The following is a 21,014-nucleotide window of genomic DNA, read 5'->3' as shown; positions in this document are numbered from 1 at the left end:
TATGCATGAATAGAATACTTAACATGTTCATTTCAATATACTGTCAACGAAATCATATTTTCATTCCATACGAAGGGCAATATTACCGAATTGTTCTCCTTGCTGCATTCGATTTAAAGCTTGAATTGCTTCTTCTAATGGATATACTTTATCAATGATTGGTTTAATATTATATTCCTCTATAAAATGAATCATCTTATTAAATTCCTCACTGCTCCCCATTGATGTTCCCATAATATCGATTTGATTATAAAATAATGCTCGTAACGGTAATTCGATTTTATCTCCTGAACTTGCACCAAAGTTAACGATTCTTCCATTTGGTTTTAATATATCAAAATATTTTAAGAAAGTCGCCGGACCTATACTATCTATAATTAAATCCACTTTTTCTCCATGTAGGCACTCTTCCCAATTACCAGAACTATTAAAAGAAAAGTCTGCTCCATATTTTTCAGCAGCCTTTCTTTTGTCCTCTATCCTTGAAGTAACACTCACCTTTGCTCCAATTGCTTTAGCAAATAACATAGCATAAGTAGCTACACCACCGCCAATTCCCGGAATTAGGACATGTTCTTCAGGTTTTAATCTACCTTTTGTAAAAAGCGCTCTATATGCAGTTAATGCCGATAAAGATAAAACGCCAGATTCTTCCCACGTAAGATAGGATGGCTTTTCCACTACATTTTCTGCTGGTACAATAACATATTCAGCAAATGTTCCATCTGCTGGTCCACCTAGTACTTCAGGTAACTCTGGTATTTCATGAGTATTATTCCATCCAATACTAGGATTTATAATAACCTCTGTATGTAGTGCAATATTTGAAACTCCTTCTCCTAATTCCGTAACAATACCTGCACCATCTGATCCTAAAATTAAAGGTAATTCGATTTCTTTTCTATTATTCATTATAAATAAATCACGATGATTTAAACCTGCTGCTTTTAATTTCACTTTAACCTCTCCAATGTTAGGAGTTATCTCAGGTGATAATTTATATTCTAAACCGTCTAATCCTTTTTTATGTTGATGTACAATAGCGTTCATTAATAATCCCCCTTAATAATTTTAGTGTACTAAAATTATCCAAATAAATAAAATAATCTGATTGTAACAACTAAAAAATAATAAAAATCATTATGATGAAAAAACAAAATCCTCCCCTCACTTTTTTGTAGGAAGGACTTTAATTGATACTACTTATACTTTGTTAATACTCTTTTTGGCCAATTCTAATATGTTGCAAATAAACGGTGCTTTTGCATTTGTATATGAAACACGATCAAAAGGATATGTAGCAGCAAGTTTCTCTTTTAATTTTCTATATTCTTCACGTGCCCACTCATGATTTTTTAGAAAGTCTCGAAATAAAAGGTTGTTCTTCCATTCTTCACTATTATAAATATAAACATGTAAATGGTGGGTACCAGCTCTCCATTTACCTTTTCTAAAAAAACGCCAATTAAGTGTTTCTTTTGGAACATATTCATAGCCAATTTCCGCTAGGGGTTCCCTCCAATTTTCGGTAATTTGTAAATTTGTTACGCCAATCATCATATCAATAAGCGGTTTAGCCCCTAATCCTTCTACGGCCGTGCTTCCTATATGTTCAATAGCAATAATTTCTTCATTTAGTAACGGCACAATTTTATTTTTTTCATTTAAAAACTCTGTATGCCAATAATGTTCGTACGGTTTAATTAAGATTTTTCCATCCATTTTCTTTCCTCCTTATAACTACACATCATTATATTTATAAAATTTAATTGTATTAACATAGGGATTTTACAAAATATGTCGAATATTATAATAGACAACTTAATTATACTAAATATGAGGTGAATCATGAAAGATATTCCAGTTAAAATTCAGTTAGATACTATAACATTCCAACTAAAAAAACATCATAATTTTGATTGGCTTACGAAACTAGGAACAGTATTTGCAGTTTTTGACCAACAAGATTCCGGTAATATAAGTTTCGGTGTTGAAAAGAATGGGAAAAAGAACTTTATTAAATATGCAGGGGCACAAACACTCGCATATAATGCTTCTACAAATGAAGCTATAAAAAGATTAAAAAGCTCAGTTACTATATACAATGAATTAAAACACATTTCTCTTATAAATTTAATTGATCACTACCCTGTACAACATGGATATGTTTTAATTTTTGATTGGTTTGACGGTGAGTGTCTTCACCCGCACTGGAGTTTCCCACCCTCAGCAAAATATAATGATCCTAACTCACCATTTTATAAATATAAGAAATTATCCGTTAAAAATAGGCTAATTTCATTAAATTCTATTTTTAATTTCCATACTTACGTTGAACACAAAAACTATGTAGCTATTGATTTTTATGACGGTAGTATTTTGTACAACTTTAAAACTAATGAAACAAAAATTTGTGATATTGATTTATACAGTAACAAACCGTATGTAAATAAGATGGGGCGAATGTGGGGATCATCTCGTTTTATGTCACCTGAAGAGTTTCAACTTAATGCTATAATAGACGGGAAAACTAATGTATTTAATATGGGGGCTATGGCTTTCGCACTATTAGGTGGCGGGCAAGATCGTTCCTTTATAAAATGGGAAGCTGGCGAAGGATTATATGAAGTAGCATACCGTGCTGTAAATGAAAATCGTAGTAAGCGCTATGCGTCAATGGAAGAGTTTAATAATGCATGGTTAAAAGTCTATAACACTGAAAAGTTATAAAAACTACATACATTATAAAAGTACATGTAAAACTTGTACTTTTATAATGTATAATACATATGGGATTGAAATTCAGGATAACGGGGCATGTATTATGAACTTTGTTTATATTAATCAAAATGTTTTAAATAATCTTCTTTATATTTTAAGCAGTATATTTGTTTTTTATTTTATTTATGATAGTGGGTACTTCGGGAAGAAATATAAGAAACTACTTATCATTCTTTGTACGAGTATCCCACTAATTTTATGTATGCGGTATCCCATCTATATGGATGAAAATTATATTCACGATTTAAGACAAATCCCCTTTTTAATTGGTACACTTTATGGTGGATTTCCTGTCGGTATTGCATTACTCATGATTTTATTAATAATACGTTTTATGTTTTATGGTTTTAGCCTGTTAACAATCATTGTTTATGGAACGATGTTAATAATTACAGCATTCGCATCATCAAAATTTAATACATACAATAGGAAAATAAAAGTAGCTTCATCTATGTTTTTAACTTTTTTCCTTGCAATATTTACAACAGTAATTGTTTTAACTCTATCAGATTTTGAAGTGAATAATTTGTACATTATTTATTTCATTCTATTACCAACTATTTTAATATTATTTATGGTCTATTTTAATGAAGTTTTAAAAGATGCAATATTCATGCGATCAAAATTAATAAAAGTTGAAAAAATGGAGATTGTCAGCCAACTCGCTGCAAGTATTTCACATGAAGTAAGGAATCCATTAACTGTTGTAAAAGGATTTACACAACTTTTAAAAACACCCAATATTACTCAACAATCCAAAGATGAGTATATTGAACATATTCTTGAAGAGTTAAATCGTGCACAAGCAATTATTGATGATTACTTAACTTTTGCCAAGCCGGCTTCAGAAAGACTAGATCATATTTCAGTGGGGCACGAGTTAAATCGAGTTATTAATATGATGTTGCCTTTTTGTAACATGAATACTATTAATATTACAAAAGAGTTCTCCGGTGGAACAATTATTGGTAATACACAGCACTTCCATCAATGTTTTTTAAACTTAATTAAAAACAGTATTGAAGCAATGCCGAATGGCGGTGATCTTATTATTTCTGCATCTGTTAGTAATAATAAAGTTATAATACGGATTCAAGATAGTGGGATTGGAATGTCGCAAGAGCAAATCAATCGATTTGGTGAACCATATTTTAGTACAAAAACGAAAGGTACGGGTTTAGGAACGATGGTTGCTGTAAAAATTATCGAAACGATGCGAGGCACATTGAAAATCCGAAGTGTTATAAATAAAGGAACTACTTTAACCATCACATTACCTAAATACAGTAATGAGGAGATTTCGTATAATAAATGAAAAAGGAGCTATTAAGCTCCTTTTTCATTTATTTCGATACAAAAAGTATCTGCTATGTTTTTTAAAGTTTACATTTTGTAGAGATTAATTAGAAATTAGTAACCTTAGCTCCAACAGCTACATCCAACAATAATTAATAAAATAAATAACACAACTAATAATGCGAAACCTCCACCAAAACCACAAGAACCGCCGAAACTCATATTTTCTCCTCCTTTTGGTTTGAAAACTAATAGGTAGTTGATCATTTTAACTGGTTCGTATTATACAGTATGTGTATCTCCCTTTTTTGAGCATGTCTTCATAAAATTAGTAAAAGCACTCTATTGAGAGTGCTTTAAAATGGGTACCAGAAATTCTTGAATACATTTACTTTTAAGTACACTGCAATAATTAAAATGATAATACCAACAAAAAGAGTGATGTAATCTACTTTTTGAGCATTCTTTGCATAGTACCACGTACGTTTGTCTTTCTTTCCAAACCCTCTTAAATCCATTGCATTTGAAACTGTATCAATTCTTTCTAAAGAATGAATAATAAGTGGCCAAAAAATCAAAATACGATTTTTCATACGAATCCATAAGCTTGCTTCTCCCTTTTCAAAAGGTACGCCTCTTGCCTCCTGTGCATGTTTAATGATTATATATTCAGATTGAATGTTTGGCATATAACGCAGTGCAATATTTATTGCATATGTAATTTTATAAGGAATAGCAAATTTATTTAAGCTGCTGACAAATTCACTTGGATGAGTTGTATAAATAAAAAGAAGTGTAAATGGTAATAACGTAAAATATTTTAATGAAAGTGTAGCGGCAAAAAATAATGTTTCGTATGTAATTGTTGCATAACCTATATGAAAAAAAGATGTGTATGTTCCTGTTAATTCCGATCCATGTGCTGGAGTAATAGCAAGAATCATAACAGAATTTAATAAACTAAATGTAAATATAACACTGAAAACAACTATAATTTTACGAAACTGAATTTTAGCGATTAAGAGGCCGACACATCCAATAATAAATAAAATTAGCAATATACGAAAATCAAAAAATAAAAAAGTAAGAGTCATACAAAATATAAATAAAGATAACTTAATTGCACCATCCATACGATGAAAATATGTATTATGCATATTCCTCCCTCCTATTAGCCTCAATATAAAGTTTCACAAATGTTTCTGGAGTTGGAATTCCGCTTAATTTAGCTAGTTTTATTAATGAAATCTCCCGTAGATTAGCTCTTTGTAACGTTCCTTGATCCCCTAAAACAGCAGATACAGTATTGTCCGCAATAATTTTCCCTTCATGCAGAACTACCGCTCGATTTGCGTATTCTAAAGCAAGATTCATATCGTGTGTGATAAAAATAAAGGATATGCCCTTTTCAGCCAATGTTCTTATAAACGACATAAACTGTTTGTAATGGTAGTAATCTTGCCCTGCTGTCGGCTCATCTAATATAATAAGTTTTGGGTTTGTTGTAAGTACAGAAGCAATGGTTAGTCTCTTTTTTTGCCCGTAGCTTAATGCCTGAATTGGCCAATTACGAAATGGATATAATCCACAAATTTTCAAAACAACTTCCACTCTACTACTAATTTCTTCTTTAGAAACCTTTTTTAATTTTAATGTGAATGAAACCTCCTCTAAAACAGTACGTTGTGTAATCATATGATTTGGGTTTTGCATAACATACGAAATAACTTCGCCACGTTTACGGATAGACCACGTATTTATGTTTTCTCCAGCGAATGTAATTCTCCCATTTTTTGTTTTATTTATTCCTATTAGACTATGAGCTAGTGTCGATTTACCTGCTCCATTATGACCCAATAACGCTACTATTTCACCTTCTCTTATTGAAAGGTTTATATCTTCTAATGCTGTATGTTTGTTATTATACGAAAATGATAAATTTTCTATTTGACATACTTCTCTATTTTTATGTGTGTCTTCAAATGAAACTTGTTTCTGCATCCAATTCTTCATTACGCTATTAACTTTTTCATTACAGAGATTTTCAATTGGGAACAACAGGTTATTGTTATTGACAAAATTTAATTTCTTTAGAACTTCTATATAAATAGGTTCTCTTAGCCCGATATTTGGTAATATATTAGATGCTAATATTTTATCCGGTGAACCCATCGCAACAATTTCTCCTTCATCGATTAAAATAATTTTGTCTAAATCAAGGTTTAAAATTTCTTCTATTCGATGTTCAATAATTACAATTGTTTTATTATATTTCTCATGAATATCTTTAATGAGTTCTATAGTATTCAAACTACTTGCTGGATCTAAGTTAGCTAACGGTTCATCAAATAATAATATATCTGCATTTGTCGTTAGTAAACCTGCAAGAGAGACTGTCTGTTTTTGCCCTCCTGATAATTCATGAGGACTTTGTGCATGAAAATTCTGCATGTTTACTTTTTTTAAAGAATCATTAACAATTTTTTTCATTTCATTTTGATTTACACATTCGTTTTCTAATGAAAATGCTACATCTTCTTCGACAGTAAGACCAATAAATTGTGAATCTTGATCTTGTAATATTGTTCCTACATGTTTACTCTGTTCAAAAATACTTCCCTCTCTCGGATCCTTTCCAGCTATTAAAATATTACCAGTACTAATCCCTTCGTAAGAAAATGGGATTAGCCCATTAATACAATGAGCTAATGTTGACTTACCTGAACCACTTCTTCCAGCTATTAGTACCTTTTCCCCAGGATATATATGAAATGTAATTTCTTTTAAAGTAGGCTGTGCGGCATGCCCATATTGAAAGGTAAATTGTTCAAAAGATATAATTGGTTGCATGTATACATCCCTACTTTTCAATTTTTAAATGTGTATGTTTCTTATTTGCTTTAGCTAGACCAATCGTGATTGGTAATCCAAGAACTAAAAATACGATAATGTCTGAAATGGTTGCTCCTAGTACTTGTATAACGATTTTGTCAAACGGTTCTCCCATCACAATAATATCGAATGCACCCGCAAATATAATGGCAATGACAATTCCAACTAACCCCGCTATTGCAAAATAAGAAATATCACGGTTATTATACGCTCCATTTTTTACACTGAAACCAGTTCTTTTTTGTATAAGACCCATTGAAAATCCGATAATCCCCGAACTAAACACCCATCCCCACCAAATACCCCAACCAGCGATTGTATCTGTAACGGTATGGCCAATAAGCCCTATTAATAGTCCTGCTACTGGGCCAAATAACGCACCAAAAACTGTTAATATAGCCAATGCTGGTTTAATAAATGTATTGGGTGCGATAGAAAATCCCCAAAGCCCTAATATCCCGTATAAAGCTGCTCCAATTCCGATTGCTACTACTAGTTTTGTCGTTAATTTGTTCATTACAATTCTCCTCTCCTATTATCCCGCTTTTAATACTCTATATTTATTTTGAAAATGAATTATGCATCGACACTTCCTTTCTATACAACAAAAAATGACCCCTTAAATTAAGAGGTCATTTTCTTTCACGTACAAGAATCCTCTTATCTTTCAAAAGACATATAAATGTCCTCTGCGGAATTAGCACCTTCCTATGCATTTACATAGGGGTTGCTGAGGCTTCGTAGGGCCGTTCCCTCTACCTCTCTGGATAAGTATGTATTTGTAATCTGTATTATGGCACTAACAATTAAAAAATTCAACACTTTGCTTAATTTTTTTATTTTTCTATAAATAGTTCACTTAAATCATTGTATTCTTATCGGAATTATGAAATAATGAATTCAAAATTGTTACGGGAGGAATACATGATGAAAGTTATTGGCCTAATTGGCGGACTAAGTTGGGAATCAACATCGTTATACTATAAACATATAAATACACTAACCCTCTCTCAATATGAACAAAATGCGAAGCTTGTTTTATATAGCATGGACTTTGGTGAGGTAACTACATTATTACAAAATCATCAATATGAAGAAGTGAAAAATGAGTTAGTCACAGTAGCCAAAAAGGTAGAAAACTCTGGGGCTGAATGTTTACTAATGTGTTCTAATACTGTACATCTATTTGCTGAGGAAGTAGAACAAGCAATATCAATCCCACTTCTTCATATCGGTGATGTAAGTGCTAAAGAAATGGTAGAACAGAATATAAAACGTATCGGACTATTAGGAACAAAACAAACGATGGAACAAGATTTCTATACATCACGACTAGCAAAATATAACATTGAGACAATTATCCCAAATGACGAAGAAAGAACTTTTATCCATCACGTCATATTAAACGAATTAAGTAGAGGCATTATTTCAGAAACTTCAAGAGAGAAACTAATACAAATTACCAATTCATTAATTCAAAACGGTGCGGAAGGTATATTACTAGGCTGTACTGAAATACCATTGCTTATTTCCCAAAATGACCTTACTGTTCCTGTTTTTGATACTGCTTTTTTACATGCAAATACTGCTGTACAATTTGCTGGATAATAATATAAAAGCATAAAGGTAGATCCTCTATGCTTTTATATTGTCCGGACTATTTATTTAAAAGAGCATCAATAACTGCAATGGCTCTTTTGGAACCACCACACTCTAAAAAACTTTCATTCAGTTTTCGAATGCCATGTTTATACTTTTTATTTGAAAGAACGTCTGTTACCGCCTCTTTTAAAGTTTGCTCATTAACATGCTCTTTCAATAATCTATGTGCTGCCTCAAGCTCAGTTAATCTTTGCGCTATCATAGGTTGATCTTTATCATGCGGTATTATCACAAATGGGACATTGTAATAAATTGCATCGTGCACACTATTCATTCCACCATGTGTAATAAAAACATCTGCTTCACTTAATATTTCTGATTGAGGTACGTAAGGGGCTATAATAAAGTTGTCTGGCGCTTGCTTAATTTTTGAAATATCATTTCTATCACCGATCGCCATTACTACAATCCCTTCGAAATTTGAAAAAGCATCAATACACGTATTAAAAAATGGTTCGAGCCCTTCAAGAAGTGTTCCCATTGAAATATAAATAACTTTCTTTTTTGAAAGCAATTCAAGTGGAAACTTTGCATTTGTTTTGCGCTTTATAATACTCGGTCCAATAAAAATATTGTTTTCTCCGAACGAATCGCTATTAGGTTGAAAATAACGACTTGTATACACGAGACTAATATCTCCCTTATTATGCATAAATTGAAGATTATTTTTGGGCTTTACTCCAAATTCATGTTCCATTTGATACAGCAACTTTTCAGAGAGTTCATCGGGTTGGAATTGTATTTCTGCATTTGGATGAAAAGGCAAGGTTTCCAATAATTCTGGTGGAATTAAAAATATAGGAGAGGAAACTATGCCTGGAACTTGTAAATATTCCTTTACTAACTCTCCGGCACCAAATATATCATAAACTACGAAATCAAAATTTATGCTTTTACATAATTCTTTCGTAATTTCTAATATATAAAAAGAAGTTTGAACATGTACATGAAAGAAAGATTTTAATCCATATGAAGTTTCATTATCAATAGAAATCTCCTTTAATAAATCCGGATGAGTATGTACAATAGCCCCCAAAACTTCAAGCCTTTCCTTAAAGTTTTCCGTTGTAATATAGTGTACGTTATCTCCTCTTTCAGTAAAGGCCTTTACTAAACTTAATGTAGGATTCACATGTCCCTCTGCAGGAAAATTAACTATTAAAATATTCAACACGTATTTCTCACTCCTTACAATTCAATGTTCTTATTAATCGTACTGTTATTATTACAAGCAATCTTCCTCTAATAGTCCCAATATGCTTACTACTTTAGGTTGATAAATAATTATCAGTCATCGGAAAAGGCATCTACATAAGTAGATGCCTAACTGTGATAAGGAGTGTTCTGTGAGGTTAGGGTAAGCTTTTCTGCTTGTCCTATGCTATCAATATATGAATTATTTTATAAAACGTGAATAGTTAATAGAATTATTTTAACCACTTTATTTGATCAAATGGATAATATACCATTTTCACTTTACCGATTACATGTGACTCATCGATAAGTCCAAGTGTATTCCTACTATCTTTACTATGATTTCGATTATCACCTAATACAAATAATTTATGCGAGGGAACTTTCATTTCTCTAAAGTTTGAAAAACGATTTGATACTTGTGACATATCTAACTGTATATACAACTCATCTCGCTTTTTACCGTTAATATATACCACATCGTTTCTTAATTGTATGTTATCCCCTGGTAATCCAATAATTCGTTTCACGTAGTATGTAGGCTCGTCTTCTATTTTTATTATTACAACATCACCATGATGAAAAGAAGAAAAATAGACACTAGCCTTATTAACTAGTATGCGATTATTTTCATTCAAAGTAGGTTGCATCGAAATTCCTTCTACCATACAAAATAAAAATGACTTATTAATAATAATAATTCCTATTATAATTAAAATATAGCTACATATTTTTCTCCAATCTTTTAGAATCAATTGCTTCATATATACCTCATTTCTAATCTATTCGTATGTAAAAACGTCTCTAGTCCATATAAATGCTAGAGACGTTTCGTATATTTTAATTCTCTTTAGAGTCATCTATTTTTGGTGCTTCGCCAGTTAATCGCTTATTTTTTAAATCAAAATAAGCATCTAAAACTTCTTTTCCAATATCAGAGTTAATACCCGACTTATCATTTATAACCCATGGCACAACAACTGAAAATGCTACTTCTGGATCATCATATGGCGCATATCCTGCTAATGTTAAATTATAACATTTCATTCGTTCACCTTTATCATTTCTTCCTATGTCGCTTTCTCCACCATATACTGTCTGTGCTGTCCCGGTTTTACCAGCTGGTTTATATGGTGCTTTTTGGAACGCCCTTACTCCCGTTCCATCTCCTTCTTGAAAAACTCTTCTAAACCCTTCTTTTACTTGATTTATATAATCTTCTTTCATATCCACTCTATTTAAAACAACTGGTTCTATTGAATGCACGACTTTACCGATTTCATCTTTTTGCACAGTTTGTTCTCTAATCTCTTGAATAATTTGTGGTTTCATACGATACCCGCCATTTGCAATAGTTGAAATATATTGTGCAAGCTGAAGTGGTGTATACGTATCATACTGACCAATGGAAAAGTCTAATAAGAAACCTGGCTGATTATCTTTTCGCCCGATTTGCCCCGCTGTTTCATTCGGTAAATCAATGCCTGTTGGAACACCTAAACCAAATTGTCTGAAATAATATCTCATCTTATCAAAATATTCTTGTTTAATATCTAGTGAACTGTTCTTTACATAATCCATACCAGCAATTTTTAATGCTGTGTTAAACATATAAACGTTAGAGGAAACTTGTAAAGCTCTTAGGTCATCTATATCTCCAAAATCTTTCCATGACTTTTTCTCCTTAGTTCCTTTAAACTTCATAGGTGCATCATAAAAATGTGTTCCCGGTGTTATAGCTTTTGTTTCAAATCCGGTTAATACTGTAGCACCTTTAACAGTTGATCCAAGCTCGTATGAACTTGTCAGCGTACCTAAAGCATAATCTTCTACTTCCGTTTTTCCGTCTTTTTCTACAAGTCTTTTCCCAGCCATCGATAATACTTGGCCGTTTTTCGGATTCATCATTACAACGAAAGCACGGTCTAACATTGATTCTGAACCTTTATATGCCTTTAATATTTTTTCTATACTCTCTTCTACTTTTTTCTGTAATTCCATATCAATTGTTAACGTTAAATTCTTGCCGCTTTTCCCTTCAGAAACTGTCTCCGTTCTAATTGTATTACCTTGTTTACCAGCAATACTTCTTACTTCTTCTTTCGTGCCATGAAGTACATCTTCGTATTGCTGTTCGATGTAACTTTTCCCAACCCGGTCATTCCGGCTATACTCCCGCACTAAATAATAATCTAATCGTTCACGTGGTAATCCCTCATCAGCATTCGAAACATTTCCAAGGACTGAACGGAATAAGCCATCATTTACATAGAGCCTTTCCCAATCAACTGATGCGTCTACACCTGGGAGATTTGCTAAATTTTCACTAATCACAGTATATTCTTTTTCACTAACATCTTTTTTAATAATTTGAGGTGCCATTTGATAACCTGAAGACATTTTACTTTTAATAGCTAACACTTCTATATCTTTTGCTGTTAATTCTTGAAGATTTTTATCTGTAACACGCTTTCTTTTTAACTCTTCTATTTTTTTGTCTAGCTCTTTTCCGGTAATATTCTTTTCTCTAAACTTATCTATTTCTTTTTTAGATACTAAGTTTTGAGTAAGTTTTGGATTTAATTGCATCCAAAAATCTTTTTTATCAGTCTCAGTTAACTTATCAATATCTTCTTGCGGCATTTCAATTATTTCTGCAATTTGTCTTGCAGTTTTTAACATTTCTTCCGCTTTTACACCTTTCACCTTTGTATATGTAATCGTACGTAAAGACTTATTGTCAACAACTGGATTACCCTCACGGTCATAAATTTTACCGCGTGGTACTGTAAGACTAACAGTTGCATTCTCTCTTTTTTCTACTTCGTTTTTATATGTTTCTCCATCGAAAATTTGCACTTTACCTAACTGTATTATAATTCCAGAAAATAATAAAAACACACAAAAGAATAAAATATTTAATCTTATAGGTAGCGCTCTACTGCTTTTCTCTTTTTTCTTTTTCACCTCGTAATAATCTCCTTCCAACTAAATTTTTATTACAATATATAAATATTAATATAATATTTAAAACTTAATAGAAATTTAAAAAATAATTAAGAAAAGGTAAAGTTTACTAAATTAAATATAAAAATAGGCGATAAGAAAGGGCTTAGTTAACTAAGCCCTTTCTTATCGCCTATTAAATTTATTAAGAGTTAGCAATAGAACGTAGCGTTACACATCTATCCTTACTCTTGGATTTAGATTTTTCACTTTGAATTTTTGGTAAAAAAATAGTTACCGTTGTCCCAACACCAACATCACTCTTAATACTAATGGTTCCTTGATGACTTTCGATAATCTTATAACTTAACATCAATCCTATTCCAGTACCTTTTTCTTTCGTACTATAAAAAGGTTCACCCAACCTTTTTATTCTTTCCTTGGGTATTCCTATTCCTTCGTCGACTACATCTATAATTACTCCATCTTCATTCATTTCTTTCATGTGAATAGAAATTTTCCCACCATCTGGCATTGCCTCGATTGAATTTTGCAAAATATTAATAAATACTTGTTTCAATTGATTTTCAGAGCATTCAATAATAGGTTCATTGGAACCTACAAATAACTCAACTTGAATATTCATCATAATTGCTTTTGTGTTAATTAAAGACACAACATTTTTAAAGACTTGATAAATGTTATTCTTTTCAGTTGGGATTTCATCTGTTTTAGCAATCGATAAAAACTCTTGAAGTATCGCTTCAATTCTCTCAATTTCAGAAATCATAAGGTCAAAGTATTTTTCTTGATCTTCTTTGTTGATTTGAAATAGTTGAATAAATCCTTTTACTACAGTTAACGGGTTCCTCACTTCATGAGCTACACCAGCTGCTAATTGTCCAATTGCAGCAAGGGTATCAGATTTACTTAGCAATTCTTCTGTCTTTTTCCGCTCTGTAATATCGCGGACAATGATCATAATTTTATCTTGTAATAATGGTAAACATCTAGCTTCAAAGAAATCGATACTTCCATTAATTGTTAGAGGATATTCTACAATTACATTCGTTCCTTCTTCTTTCAATTGGCGAATTGCTTCTTTAAATTGCTGTGCTACTGAAGACGGTAATATTTCGTAAAACTTTTTTCCCATAAAAGCTTCTGCGGGCACGTAAAATTTTGTAGGAGATCCTGCTTTATAATCTATAATTGTCCCATCATCTTCTGTTAAAAAACATAAATCTGGTAAGGCTTTGAAAATTAATTCTAATTCAGAGGTTTGTTGTTTTAATTGCCCTTCTATCGCTTTTAAATGTGTAATATCTACCCCAACAGCCCAGTAACTAAATCCTGTTACAGGAAACTGCTCTGATATATTGGACCACATTATCGTTTTAATTTCTCCATTTTTACATGTTAAGCTCATTTCCCAATCTCTAAAATTTTTTCCACGAGTCAAAAATTTATTTTGTATTTGATGGCGATAATCATGGTCAGGATACAGTAATTGAAGAGCGTTTGGATTCCCAATTATTTCTTCAGCAGTATAACCTGTTACAATCTCGCATTCTCGATTCCACAAAACAAAATCTCCATTATAGTCAAGCGCATCAACCATAACAGGCATGTTTTGTAAGATCGTATGTAGTTCTTCCTCTTTTCGAGAACGTAACGATGTATTTTTACTTTGAACTGCTTTTTTCACCCCAGTTATAATCAGGTTAGAAAGCATTTCAAAATATTTTTGGCAATTGAAAATTTCGCTTCGTTTGGACCATACAACAAAAGATCCTAAATATTGATTGTATAAGAAAAGGGGGATTTCAATTTTTGGAAGTTTACATACTTTCATTTCATTAATTCCAAATGAAAATATACATTCATTTTCAGCATCAAGAAGTTGATGTGATATGTTGGTTAATTTATAAAATTGTTCTGCCATGGTTTCTATTGTACTCACATCAATAAGTTCCATTAGCCGCGCATTCATTCCTTTTTCACCTCGATATGTAAAATTTATACAAATTCAAAATTCATACTTCTTCATTATACGAAGAAAGTGCTCCTAGGTATATAGCTGTAGAATAATTATTCGAACAAATTCTATTTTTCAATTAAAAACAGAAAATAATATGGGAGTGTTACGTGCTGATAGTAGCAGTATAAAAATACAATAAACATAAAATTCACAAAAATTTCACAAATTCCATGAAAAATATAAACATTTATTCCAATATATTCTATATAATGAGGTGTAATAAGGCTTCTATGAATCTCATAGAATACCTTACCCCTAATAAAAAGAAAAAAAGAATCTATTTGGATTCTTTTTTTCTTTTTTTATTACATTACATATTTATATAAAGCATGTGCGACACCGTGTTCTTCATTTGTTAACGTTTCGTATTGACACATCGCTTTTATTTCTTCAACTGCATTTCCCATTGCAATTGATATATTTGCTTTCTCCATCATAGAAACATCGTTAAAGCCATCGCCTATTGCTACAGTGTTTTCAACTGGAATATTAAGATGTTCTGCTAAAGTATATAATCCATTTCCTTTTTGAGCATCTCGATGATTAATCTCTAAATTATGCCAATAGGAAGATGTAATAGCTAAATCTGTATTATGCAGAAACGTTTCTTTTAATTTTTTTAATTTCTCTATGTCATAAGAAAACGGTAAAAGTTTATGCACATGTATATCCATTTCTACAATTGGTTTACAGCTTTCTGTACTATGAAATGCTGTATGCTCAAGGTATAATGCAGCAATCGTTTCTAACTCTTTCAAATCGAAATTTTCTTTTGCATTCTTCACATACTCGATTTCATTACGTACACTCTCTACTCCATAATCCGGTACGTACACACCTTTATTAGTATAAAGCTGATAATACAAGCCATTCTCTTCAAGATATTCTACAATCTCAAGTGCCTGCATATTTTGAATTGGATATCTCTTCATCATTTTTTTATCTTTATATATAAGTGCACCATTTTCTGCGATAATCGGACACTCCAAATCAACTTCTAACAATAGTCGTTCAATATCCACAATAGAACGTCCTGTACAAATTGCTACAACATGGCCTGCTTCTTGACATTTTCGAATTGCTTCTGCATTCTCTTTACTAATCATTTTATTCCCTGAAAGAAGAGTTCCATCTAGATCAATTGCGATTAATTTCATTATTTCTTCACCACTTTCTATAAATACACGAGTTTTTATTAAATAGAAGGTATCGTTTTCATACGAATCTCGTGAAGTACTCCTTATTTATAATTTATGAAAAGCGTTTCAGGTCAAGAAATAATTAAAAATAAAATCCAAAACTGTTCTTTTTAAAGAAAAGCTTTGGATTTTAAGCTATGAATTATAACTAATATATTTTGTCTCACACTTGTATACGTTTTTTTCTTCTGTTGGGATATATACTTTAAACTTTTCTAAACGTTTTCCGTATATATGAATAGTGATTACGCTTTCATTTTCAGACATTTCTAGGATATGACAATCAGCTGGTGGAATTACTTTATCTGTTTCGCCTTCTCCCAAATAAAGATTTCCTGTATGTCTTAAATAAGAAAGTGAATTTCCAAGCTGCTTCGTTTGAACAAAGTTCTGCACCATTATCCTTCCTGAAAAAACGCCTTCTACTCCCCATGTGCCATCATGATCATGTAATGGTGTAGATTGTCCATCTTTCCATACGAGAGCTAATACTTCAAAACGTTTTAACGGATCTTCATACAGTAAGTGTCGTGCATATTGAGCCGAATTCGCCTTCTGTTTATCTAACGGAAGCCATGTTTTCTTTTCTAAAAGTTCTTCTAGTAACTTTTCAATGCCACACACTATTTCTTCTTCAAATAAACAATTTTCCATAAGATCTGTAACACCTTTAATAAACTTTTGAAATGATTTACTTCCATTACAAGTCAACATAAGAATCCTCCTCCTCTACGTTTTATACAATTCCATATTAAGGTAATTATCGAGAACTCACAATTGAGAAACAAAAAAACAAGATGCAAATGTATGCACCTTGTTAAGAGTTTTATTTAGCTTCCAATCGAATAGGTAAGTATTTTAATGTTTGTTCATTTTCCAATATACATTCTTCTAAACAAAAAGATGAAGATAATTCTATTTTTTCAAAAGCATTTATAAAGGTACTTAATGCAATCTCAGCTTCTAAACGTGCAAGCGGTGCCCCTAAGCAAAAGTGCGGACCTTTACCAAAGGTTAAATGTTTTTCATTTCCTATGCGGTGTAAATTATACTTAGAAGCATGTGAGAATTTATGCTCATCTAAATTTGCTGCACTAACCCATGCAACAATCATTTGATCCTTTTTCATTAAAGGACCAAATATGTTTGTATCCTCTGTAATCCTCCGAGCTAATGTAACAGGAAAGCGATAGCGTAATACTTCCTCAATCGCTTTTGCAACTAATTTAGGTTCTTCTCTTAATTCTTGATAAATTCCAGGTGAATCCACTAAAAAGCAATAAAAACTATTAATAATTAAATTTGTAGTCGTTTCATTACCAGCTGCTAATAAACCTAATGAAAAAGTTACAATTTCTTCATCAGTTAATCTTTCACCTTCATATTCAGCTCGTATTAAATCTGAAATAATATCATCGGTTAAATGATATCTTTTTTCTTGAACGATCGGTAAAAGATATGCTTTAAATTCATTTAATGCGATCCCTTTCTCGGCATCCAGATCATTAAACTTTTCTTTACTATACGGCATAAATAAAATATCAGACCATTCTTTAATTTGTTTACGGTCTGTAGTAGGTACTCCCAATAGATCTGATATAACGGTAACAGGTAAAGGTGCAGCAAATTGATTAACAATGTTAACTTCATCATACTTTTTTATATTTTTTACAAGTTCGTCTGCAATAGCTTGTATACGTGGTTTCCACTGTTCTAAACTTCTTGGAGTAAATGCTTTAGAAACAATTGAACGTACATTACGGTGTTCTGGCGGATCTGTAGAGTTTATATTTATTCTAGTTTCTAAAGGAGGGATTGCGAATTGTCTCCGCTCCCTTCTACTTGAAAATAAGCGATAATCTGATAAAACACGATTTACATCCTCATATAAAAAAACATTCCAAACATCCTGCTCTTCATCATAATGTACCGGGTGATTATCCCTCATAAATTGATACCATCCATACGGGTTCCACAGCTCTTCTTTTGTTTTCAGCTTTGAAATTTCATGAACTAAAATAACATTTTCAGGTGAAGCCATAGTTCTTTCCTCCCTTTTCTTTTACAATAAAAGTGATAGGTAGGTAATTCAAAGTTGTATAAACTAACATATGTTATTTTAACATATACATAGCGAAACTTTTCAAATAAAAACTTGAGAAATATATGAGGAGGCTTTTTTATGTATGTTGATATTTTATTACTTGCAGAATTAACAACAGGGCCAAAACATGGCTATGAAATAAAGAAAAATATTCAAAATCGGTTAGGCAATAATTTTGAATTAAATCATAACATGCTTTACCCCTCTCTTCGACGTTTTGAAAACATGGGAGCCATAACGAAAAATGTACAGAAACAAGTCGGAAAACCAAATCGAAATATGTACAATATAACAGAAACAGGAGAAGAAATTTTTTATGAAATGTTAAGAGAATTCCCCGAAAAGATCGCGACAAACAATGCTGAGGTCCTTGTACGTATCGCGCTTTTCGACAAACTTGATTACGAGGCTAGAATAGAAATTTTAACTACGCGCCAAAACGTGCTTCAAAAACAACTTACAGCCATCCAATCCCTTGATGTTGTCTCACCTTTTATTACAGAAGTTGTTGAATTTACTAAATCACGTATTGAACATGAACTACGTTGGATTACATCACTTATGAAGAAAATATAAAAAATAACAAGAAAAGTTAAAAACAATGAATGAAAATGAGATTTATTATCAATACTAGTATTAATAAAAGGGCAACCACGATTTGGCTACCCTTCAAAAATTTACAATTCTGGATCGAAAGTTTTGCAATCTGTTTCTTCCGTTGTAGATGCTTGTTTCCCTTTATTACTAACTACATAAATTGCATCTGCACTACATTTATTACCGTTAGCCCAAAATTTACAGTTGTTTACTTCACATAAAACGTCTTGTGCCATAGTATCACACCTCCTTGTTCTATTATCATTAACAAAATTCGGAGGTATGATACTCTTTGTCATCTATTTTTTATTACCTTTTTAGCTTTCTTAATGATTCTATATTCCCTCGTACAATAGCATCGATATTTTCAGTTATTTTTTCAATGTCAAAATACCACCATTGAATTTGTAATAATTCTTCTATTATTTCATTTGAGAATCTCTCTTTTATTTTATTTGCAGGGTTTCCACCAACAATTGTATATGGTGCGACGTCTTTAGTCACAACAGATTTCGCTGCAATGATTGCACCATCTCCTATTTTAATTCCGGGCATAATCGTTGTATCCATACCGATCCAAACGTCATTTCCTACAACTATATCTCCTTTATACGGTAATTCAGACAAATCTGGTGTGAACTTCTCCCACCCATTGCCAAAAATATTAAAAGGATACGCCGAAAATCCATCCATTCGATGATTTGCTCCGTTCATAATAAAGGTAACTCCAGATGCAATACAGCAAAACTTCCCAATGAAGAGACGATCTCCGATAAATTCATAATGATATAATACTCGATCTTCTAATGTTTCCCCATGTTTCGCATCATAATAAGAATAGTCACCAACGAGTATATTAGATTTCGTTATTGTATTTTTTATAAAATGAACGTTTTGATTTCCTTCAATTGGGTATTTAACATTTGGATTAGGATTCATGTTGCACAGCACTTCCTTTACCGTTCATTTCACTTTCTACTGCTATTACTGGCTTTAAATTGTATATAGGTAAAATAAACAATAATCCAATAATAAATAGTAGAGCCGTCCCCTCGTACATCATACTTAACGAAAACATCTCCTTTAATGAACCAGCAATACTCATCGTTACTACCATTGAACCGGTGAACAGTGGACTTAAAATGCCATTTACTCTACCAATAAAATCCGTATCACTATTTTGTATAATAAGTGTATTAATACCTATTTGAATACACGGTAGAGCTAACCCACTAAAAAGTTGCGCCGTAAGTGTCACCCATAAATTTGTGGAGTAACCAATTATACCAATTCCAATAGCCTGGCCTAGCATACCTACGATTAACATTTTTTGCGGCGCAACGTTTTTCGCAAATACCATCGCTAAAGCTCCACCAACAATCATCCCTGCGCCATTTACTGTTAGTAACCATTGTAAACTCTCTTTTGATAACCCTAACTGCTCAGTCACAATAAATATACCTAGTGGCTGAATTAAGCCTATACCTAGTCCTGCTGCCATAAAACATAGACCAAGTAAGGTTAATACTTTTTTCTTTTTGACGTACTTAATACCATCCTTCATTTCCTGTAACAAAGTAATATCTTTCTTTGCTGCTTCGTTTTCAAGATCTTTCGGAAGAAATAACAATACACCTGCAGCAAGTAAAAACGCGATACCTGTTATGATAATTGAAATATAAATTCCAAAACTATGAAAAATAAATGTTCCGAGAATTGGTCCTAACACCATAAATATCGCAAAAATCGTTTGATATATAGACATTGCTAATTGAATTTGTTCCGTCGATAAATGTTGTTTAAACAACTTCATTCCAGATGGTTGAGAAAACTGCGAAAGGATTGCAGAGATTAGCGTCACAAAAAACACAATTTTCCACGTTCCAAACATAAGTGTAAGTAATACAGCGAATACTGAAATAGAACTTAACGTTTCACACCATATCATTGTCCTCTTCGGCTTCCACCTATCAGCAAAAGTTCCACCAATGAATGAGAAAATAAAAATTGGGGCGAATTCAGCAACTGAAATCATTGATATAGCGAAAGCATCACCTTTCGTCATTTCCATAACATACAATAATACCGCAAAGTTTCGAACCCATATTCCTATTTGTAAAAATAATGCTGATGCAAGAATTCCCTGTACAAATCGGTTTTTCAATACTTGTGATACCCCATGATTTTGTTTCGATTCTATAGTCGTCGACATAAAAAAGCCTCCTATTTCATGTTCTGAACAGGAGGCAGCACAAATCATATGAAAAGACTATATTTTTCGCAGTGCGAAACACATCCCTTT

20 protein-coding genes and 1 riboswitch are annotated in these 21,014 nt (G+C 32.1%); of the genes, 4 read left to right on the top strand and 16 right to left on the bottom strand.

The window, feature by feature from the left end:
• Positions 1 to 60: 60 nt before the first annotated feature.
• The gene (locus tag QCI75_RS13765; protein WP_353760681.1) at positions 61 to 1,050 is read right to left on the bottom strand and encodes a zinc-binding dehydrogenase; all 990 of its coding nucleotides are present in this window, start codon (positions 1,048 to 1,050) and stop codon (positions 61 to 63) included.
• Positions 1,051 to 1,203: 153 nt separating this feature from the next.
• Entirely contained in the window at positions 1,204 to 1,722 is a 519-nt protein-coding gene (locus QCI75_RS13760; protein WP_144504522.1) for a GrpB family protein, read from the bottom strand.
• Between the two features lie 126 nt (positions 1,723 to 1,848).
• On the opposite strand from QCI75_RS13760, the gene QCI75_RS13755 reads away from it, so the two are divergent.
• Positions 1,849 to 2,730, top strand: coding sequence for a protein kinase family protein (locus QCI75_RS13755; protein ID WP_144504524.1), 882 nt, complete (start codon positions 1,849 to 1,851; stop codon positions 2,728 to 2,730).
• Between the two features lie 46 nt (positions 2,731 to 2,776).
• Positions 2,777 to 4,096, top strand: a complete 1,320-nt coding sequence (locus tag QCI75_RS13750; RefSeq protein WP_353760680.1) for a LytS/YhcK type 5TM receptor domain-containing protein — start codon at positions 2,777 to 2,779, stop codon at positions 4,094 to 4,096.
• 104 nt (positions 4,097 to 4,200) lie between these two features.
• Here the strand turns inward: QCI75_RS13750 and QCI75_RS13745 are convergent, their stop codons facing one another.
• The 4 genes from QCI75_RS13745 to QCI75_RS13730 form a co-directional block, all read right to left on the bottom strand.
• Positions 4,201 to 4,299, bottom strand: a complete 99-nt coding sequence (locus tag QCI75_RS13745) for a YjcZ family sporulation protein (RefSeq protein WP_000007808.1) — start codon at positions 4,297 to 4,299, stop codon at positions 4,201 to 4,203.
• 134 nt (positions 4,300 to 4,433) lie between these two features.
• A complete protein-coding gene (locus QCI75_RS13740; RefSeq protein ID WP_353760678.1) occupies positions 4,434 to 5,234 on the bottom strand; it encodes an energy-coupling factor transporter transmembrane component T family protein in 801 nt (266 codons plus the stop codon).
• The gene (locus tag QCI75_RS13735; protein ID WP_353760677.1) at positions 5,227 to 6,927 is read right to left on the bottom strand and encodes an energy-coupling factor transporter ATPase; all 1,701 of its coding nucleotides are present in this window, start codon (positions 6,925 to 6,927) and stop codon (positions 5,227 to 5,229) included. The genes QCI75_RS13740 and QCI75_RS13735 overlap by 8 nt, the downstream gene beginning before the upstream one ends.
• Before the next feature lie 10 nt (positions 6,928 to 6,937).
• Positions 6,938 to 7,486 carry an ECF-type riboflavin transporter substrate-binding protein gene (locus tag QCI75_RS13730; protein WP_144504531.1) on the bottom strand — a complete coding sequence of 183 codons (549 nt, stop codon included), beginning with the start codon at positions 7,484 to 7,486 and terminating at the stop codon, positions 6,938 to 6,940.
• A gap of 140 nt (positions 7,487 to 7,626) precedes the next feature.
• Positions 7,627 to 7,743: riboswitch (SAM riboswitch) on the bottom strand.
• A 150-nt stretch (positions 7,744 to 7,893) separates the two neighbouring features.
• On the opposite strand from QCI75_RS13730, the gene QCI75_RS13725 reads away from it, so the two are divergent.
• Positions 7,894 to 8,577, top strand: coding sequence for an aspartate/glutamate racemase family protein (locus QCI75_RS13725; RefSeq protein WP_353760676.1), 684 nt, complete (start codon positions 7,894 to 7,896; stop codon positions 8,575 to 8,577).
• A 49-nt stretch (positions 8,578 to 8,626) separates the two neighbouring features.
• On the opposite strand, the gene QCI75_RS13720 is transcribed toward QCI75_RS13725, so the two are convergent.
• The 7 genes from QCI75_RS13720 to QCI75_RS13690 form a co-directional block, all read right to left on the bottom strand.
• The gene (locus QCI75_RS13720) at positions 8,627 to 9,805 is read right to left on the bottom strand and encodes a macrolide family glycosyltransferase (RefSeq protein ID WP_144504533.1); all 1,179 of its coding nucleotides are present in this window, start codon (positions 9,803 to 9,805) and stop codon (positions 8,627 to 8,629) included.
• Positions 9,806 to 10,058: 253 nt separating this feature from the next.
• Positions 10,059 to 10,589, bottom strand: a complete 531-nt coding sequence (gene lepB / locus QCI75_RS13715) for a signal peptidase I (RefSeq protein WP_144504535.1) — start codon at positions 10,587 to 10,589, stop codon at positions 10,059 to 10,061.
• 76 nt (positions 10,590 to 10,665) lie between these two features.
• Positions 10,666 to 12,792 (bottom strand): peptidoglycan D,D-transpeptidase FtsI family protein, encoded by a 2,127-nt coding sequence (locus QCI75_RS13710; RefSeq protein ID WP_144504537.1) that lies wholly within the window; start codon positions 12,790 to 12,792, stop codon positions 10,666 to 10,668.
• Positions 12,793 to 12,976: 184 nt separating this feature from the next.
• Positions 12,977 to 14,764: an ATP-binding protein gene (locus QCI75_RS13705; RefSeq protein WP_353760675.1), complete on the bottom strand. Its 1,788-nt coding sequence runs from the start codon at positions 14,762 to 14,764 to the stop codon at positions 12,977 to 12,979.
• 353 nt (positions 14,765 to 15,117) lie between these two features.
• Positions 15,118 to 15,969, bottom strand: coding sequence for a Cof-type HAD-IIB family hydrolase (locus QCI75_RS13700; RefSeq protein WP_144508587.1), 852 nt, complete (start codon positions 15,967 to 15,969; stop codon positions 15,118 to 15,120).
• Between the two features lie 177 nt (positions 15,970 to 16,146).
• Positions 16,147 to 16,725: a cysteine dioxygenase family protein gene (locus tag QCI75_RS13695; protein WP_144508588.1), complete on the bottom strand. Its 579-nt coding sequence runs from the start codon at positions 16,723 to 16,725 to the stop codon at positions 16,147 to 16,149.
• Positions 16,726 to 16,837: 112 nt separating this feature from the next.
• Positions 16,838 to 18,052 carry a cytochrome P450 gene (locus QCI75_RS13690; RefSeq protein ID WP_353760674.1) on the bottom strand — a complete coding sequence of 405 codons (1,215 nt, stop codon included), beginning with the start codon at positions 18,050 to 18,052 and terminating at the stop codon, positions 16,838 to 16,840.
• 141 nt (positions 18,053 to 18,193) lie between these two features.
• On the opposite strand from QCI75_RS13690, the gene QCI75_RS13685 reads away from it, so the two are divergent.
• Positions 18,194 to 18,691, top strand: a complete 498-nt coding sequence (locus QCI75_RS13685) for a PadR family transcriptional regulator (protein ID WP_353760673.1) — start codon at positions 18,194 to 18,196, stop codon at positions 18,689 to 18,691.
• Positions 18,692 to 18,792: 101 nt separating this feature from the next.
• On the opposite strand, the gene QCI75_RS13680 is transcribed toward QCI75_RS13685, so the two are convergent.
• From QCI75_RS13680 to QCI75_RS13670, 3 genes are all read right to left on the bottom strand, one after another.
• On the bottom strand, positions 18,793 to 18,948 hold the full coding sequence (locus QCI75_RS13680; RefSeq protein ID WP_000046094.1) for a DUF1540 domain-containing protein: 156 nt from the start codon (positions 18,946 to 18,948) through the stop codon (positions 18,793 to 18,795).
• A 73-nt stretch (positions 18,949 to 19,021) separates the two neighbouring features.
• Complete coding sequence (locus QCI75_RS13675) at positions 19,022 to 19,651, bottom strand: Vat family streptogramin A O-acetyltransferase (RefSeq protein ID WP_144508591.1); 630 nt, start codon at positions 19,649 to 19,651, stop codon at positions 19,022 to 19,024.
• Positions 19,641 to 20,924, bottom strand: coding sequence for an MFS transporter (locus QCI75_RS13670; protein WP_353760672.1), 1,284 nt, complete (start codon positions 20,922 to 20,924; stop codon positions 19,641 to 19,643). Before QCI75_RS13670 ends, QCI75_RS13675 begins: the two co-directional genes overlap by 11 nt.
• Positions 20,925 to 21,014: the final 90 nt, after the last annotated feature.

The organism is Bacillus cereus group sp. RP43 (assembly GCF_040459645.1).
In the GTDB taxonomy this organism is placed as follows: Bacteria; Bacillota; Bacilli; order Bacillales; family Bacillaceae_G; genus Bacillus_A; species Bacillus_A mycoides_C.
The sequence above is the reverse complement of the archived record's forward strand: the minus strand, read 5'-3'. Positions and strand labels throughout refer to the sequence as shown.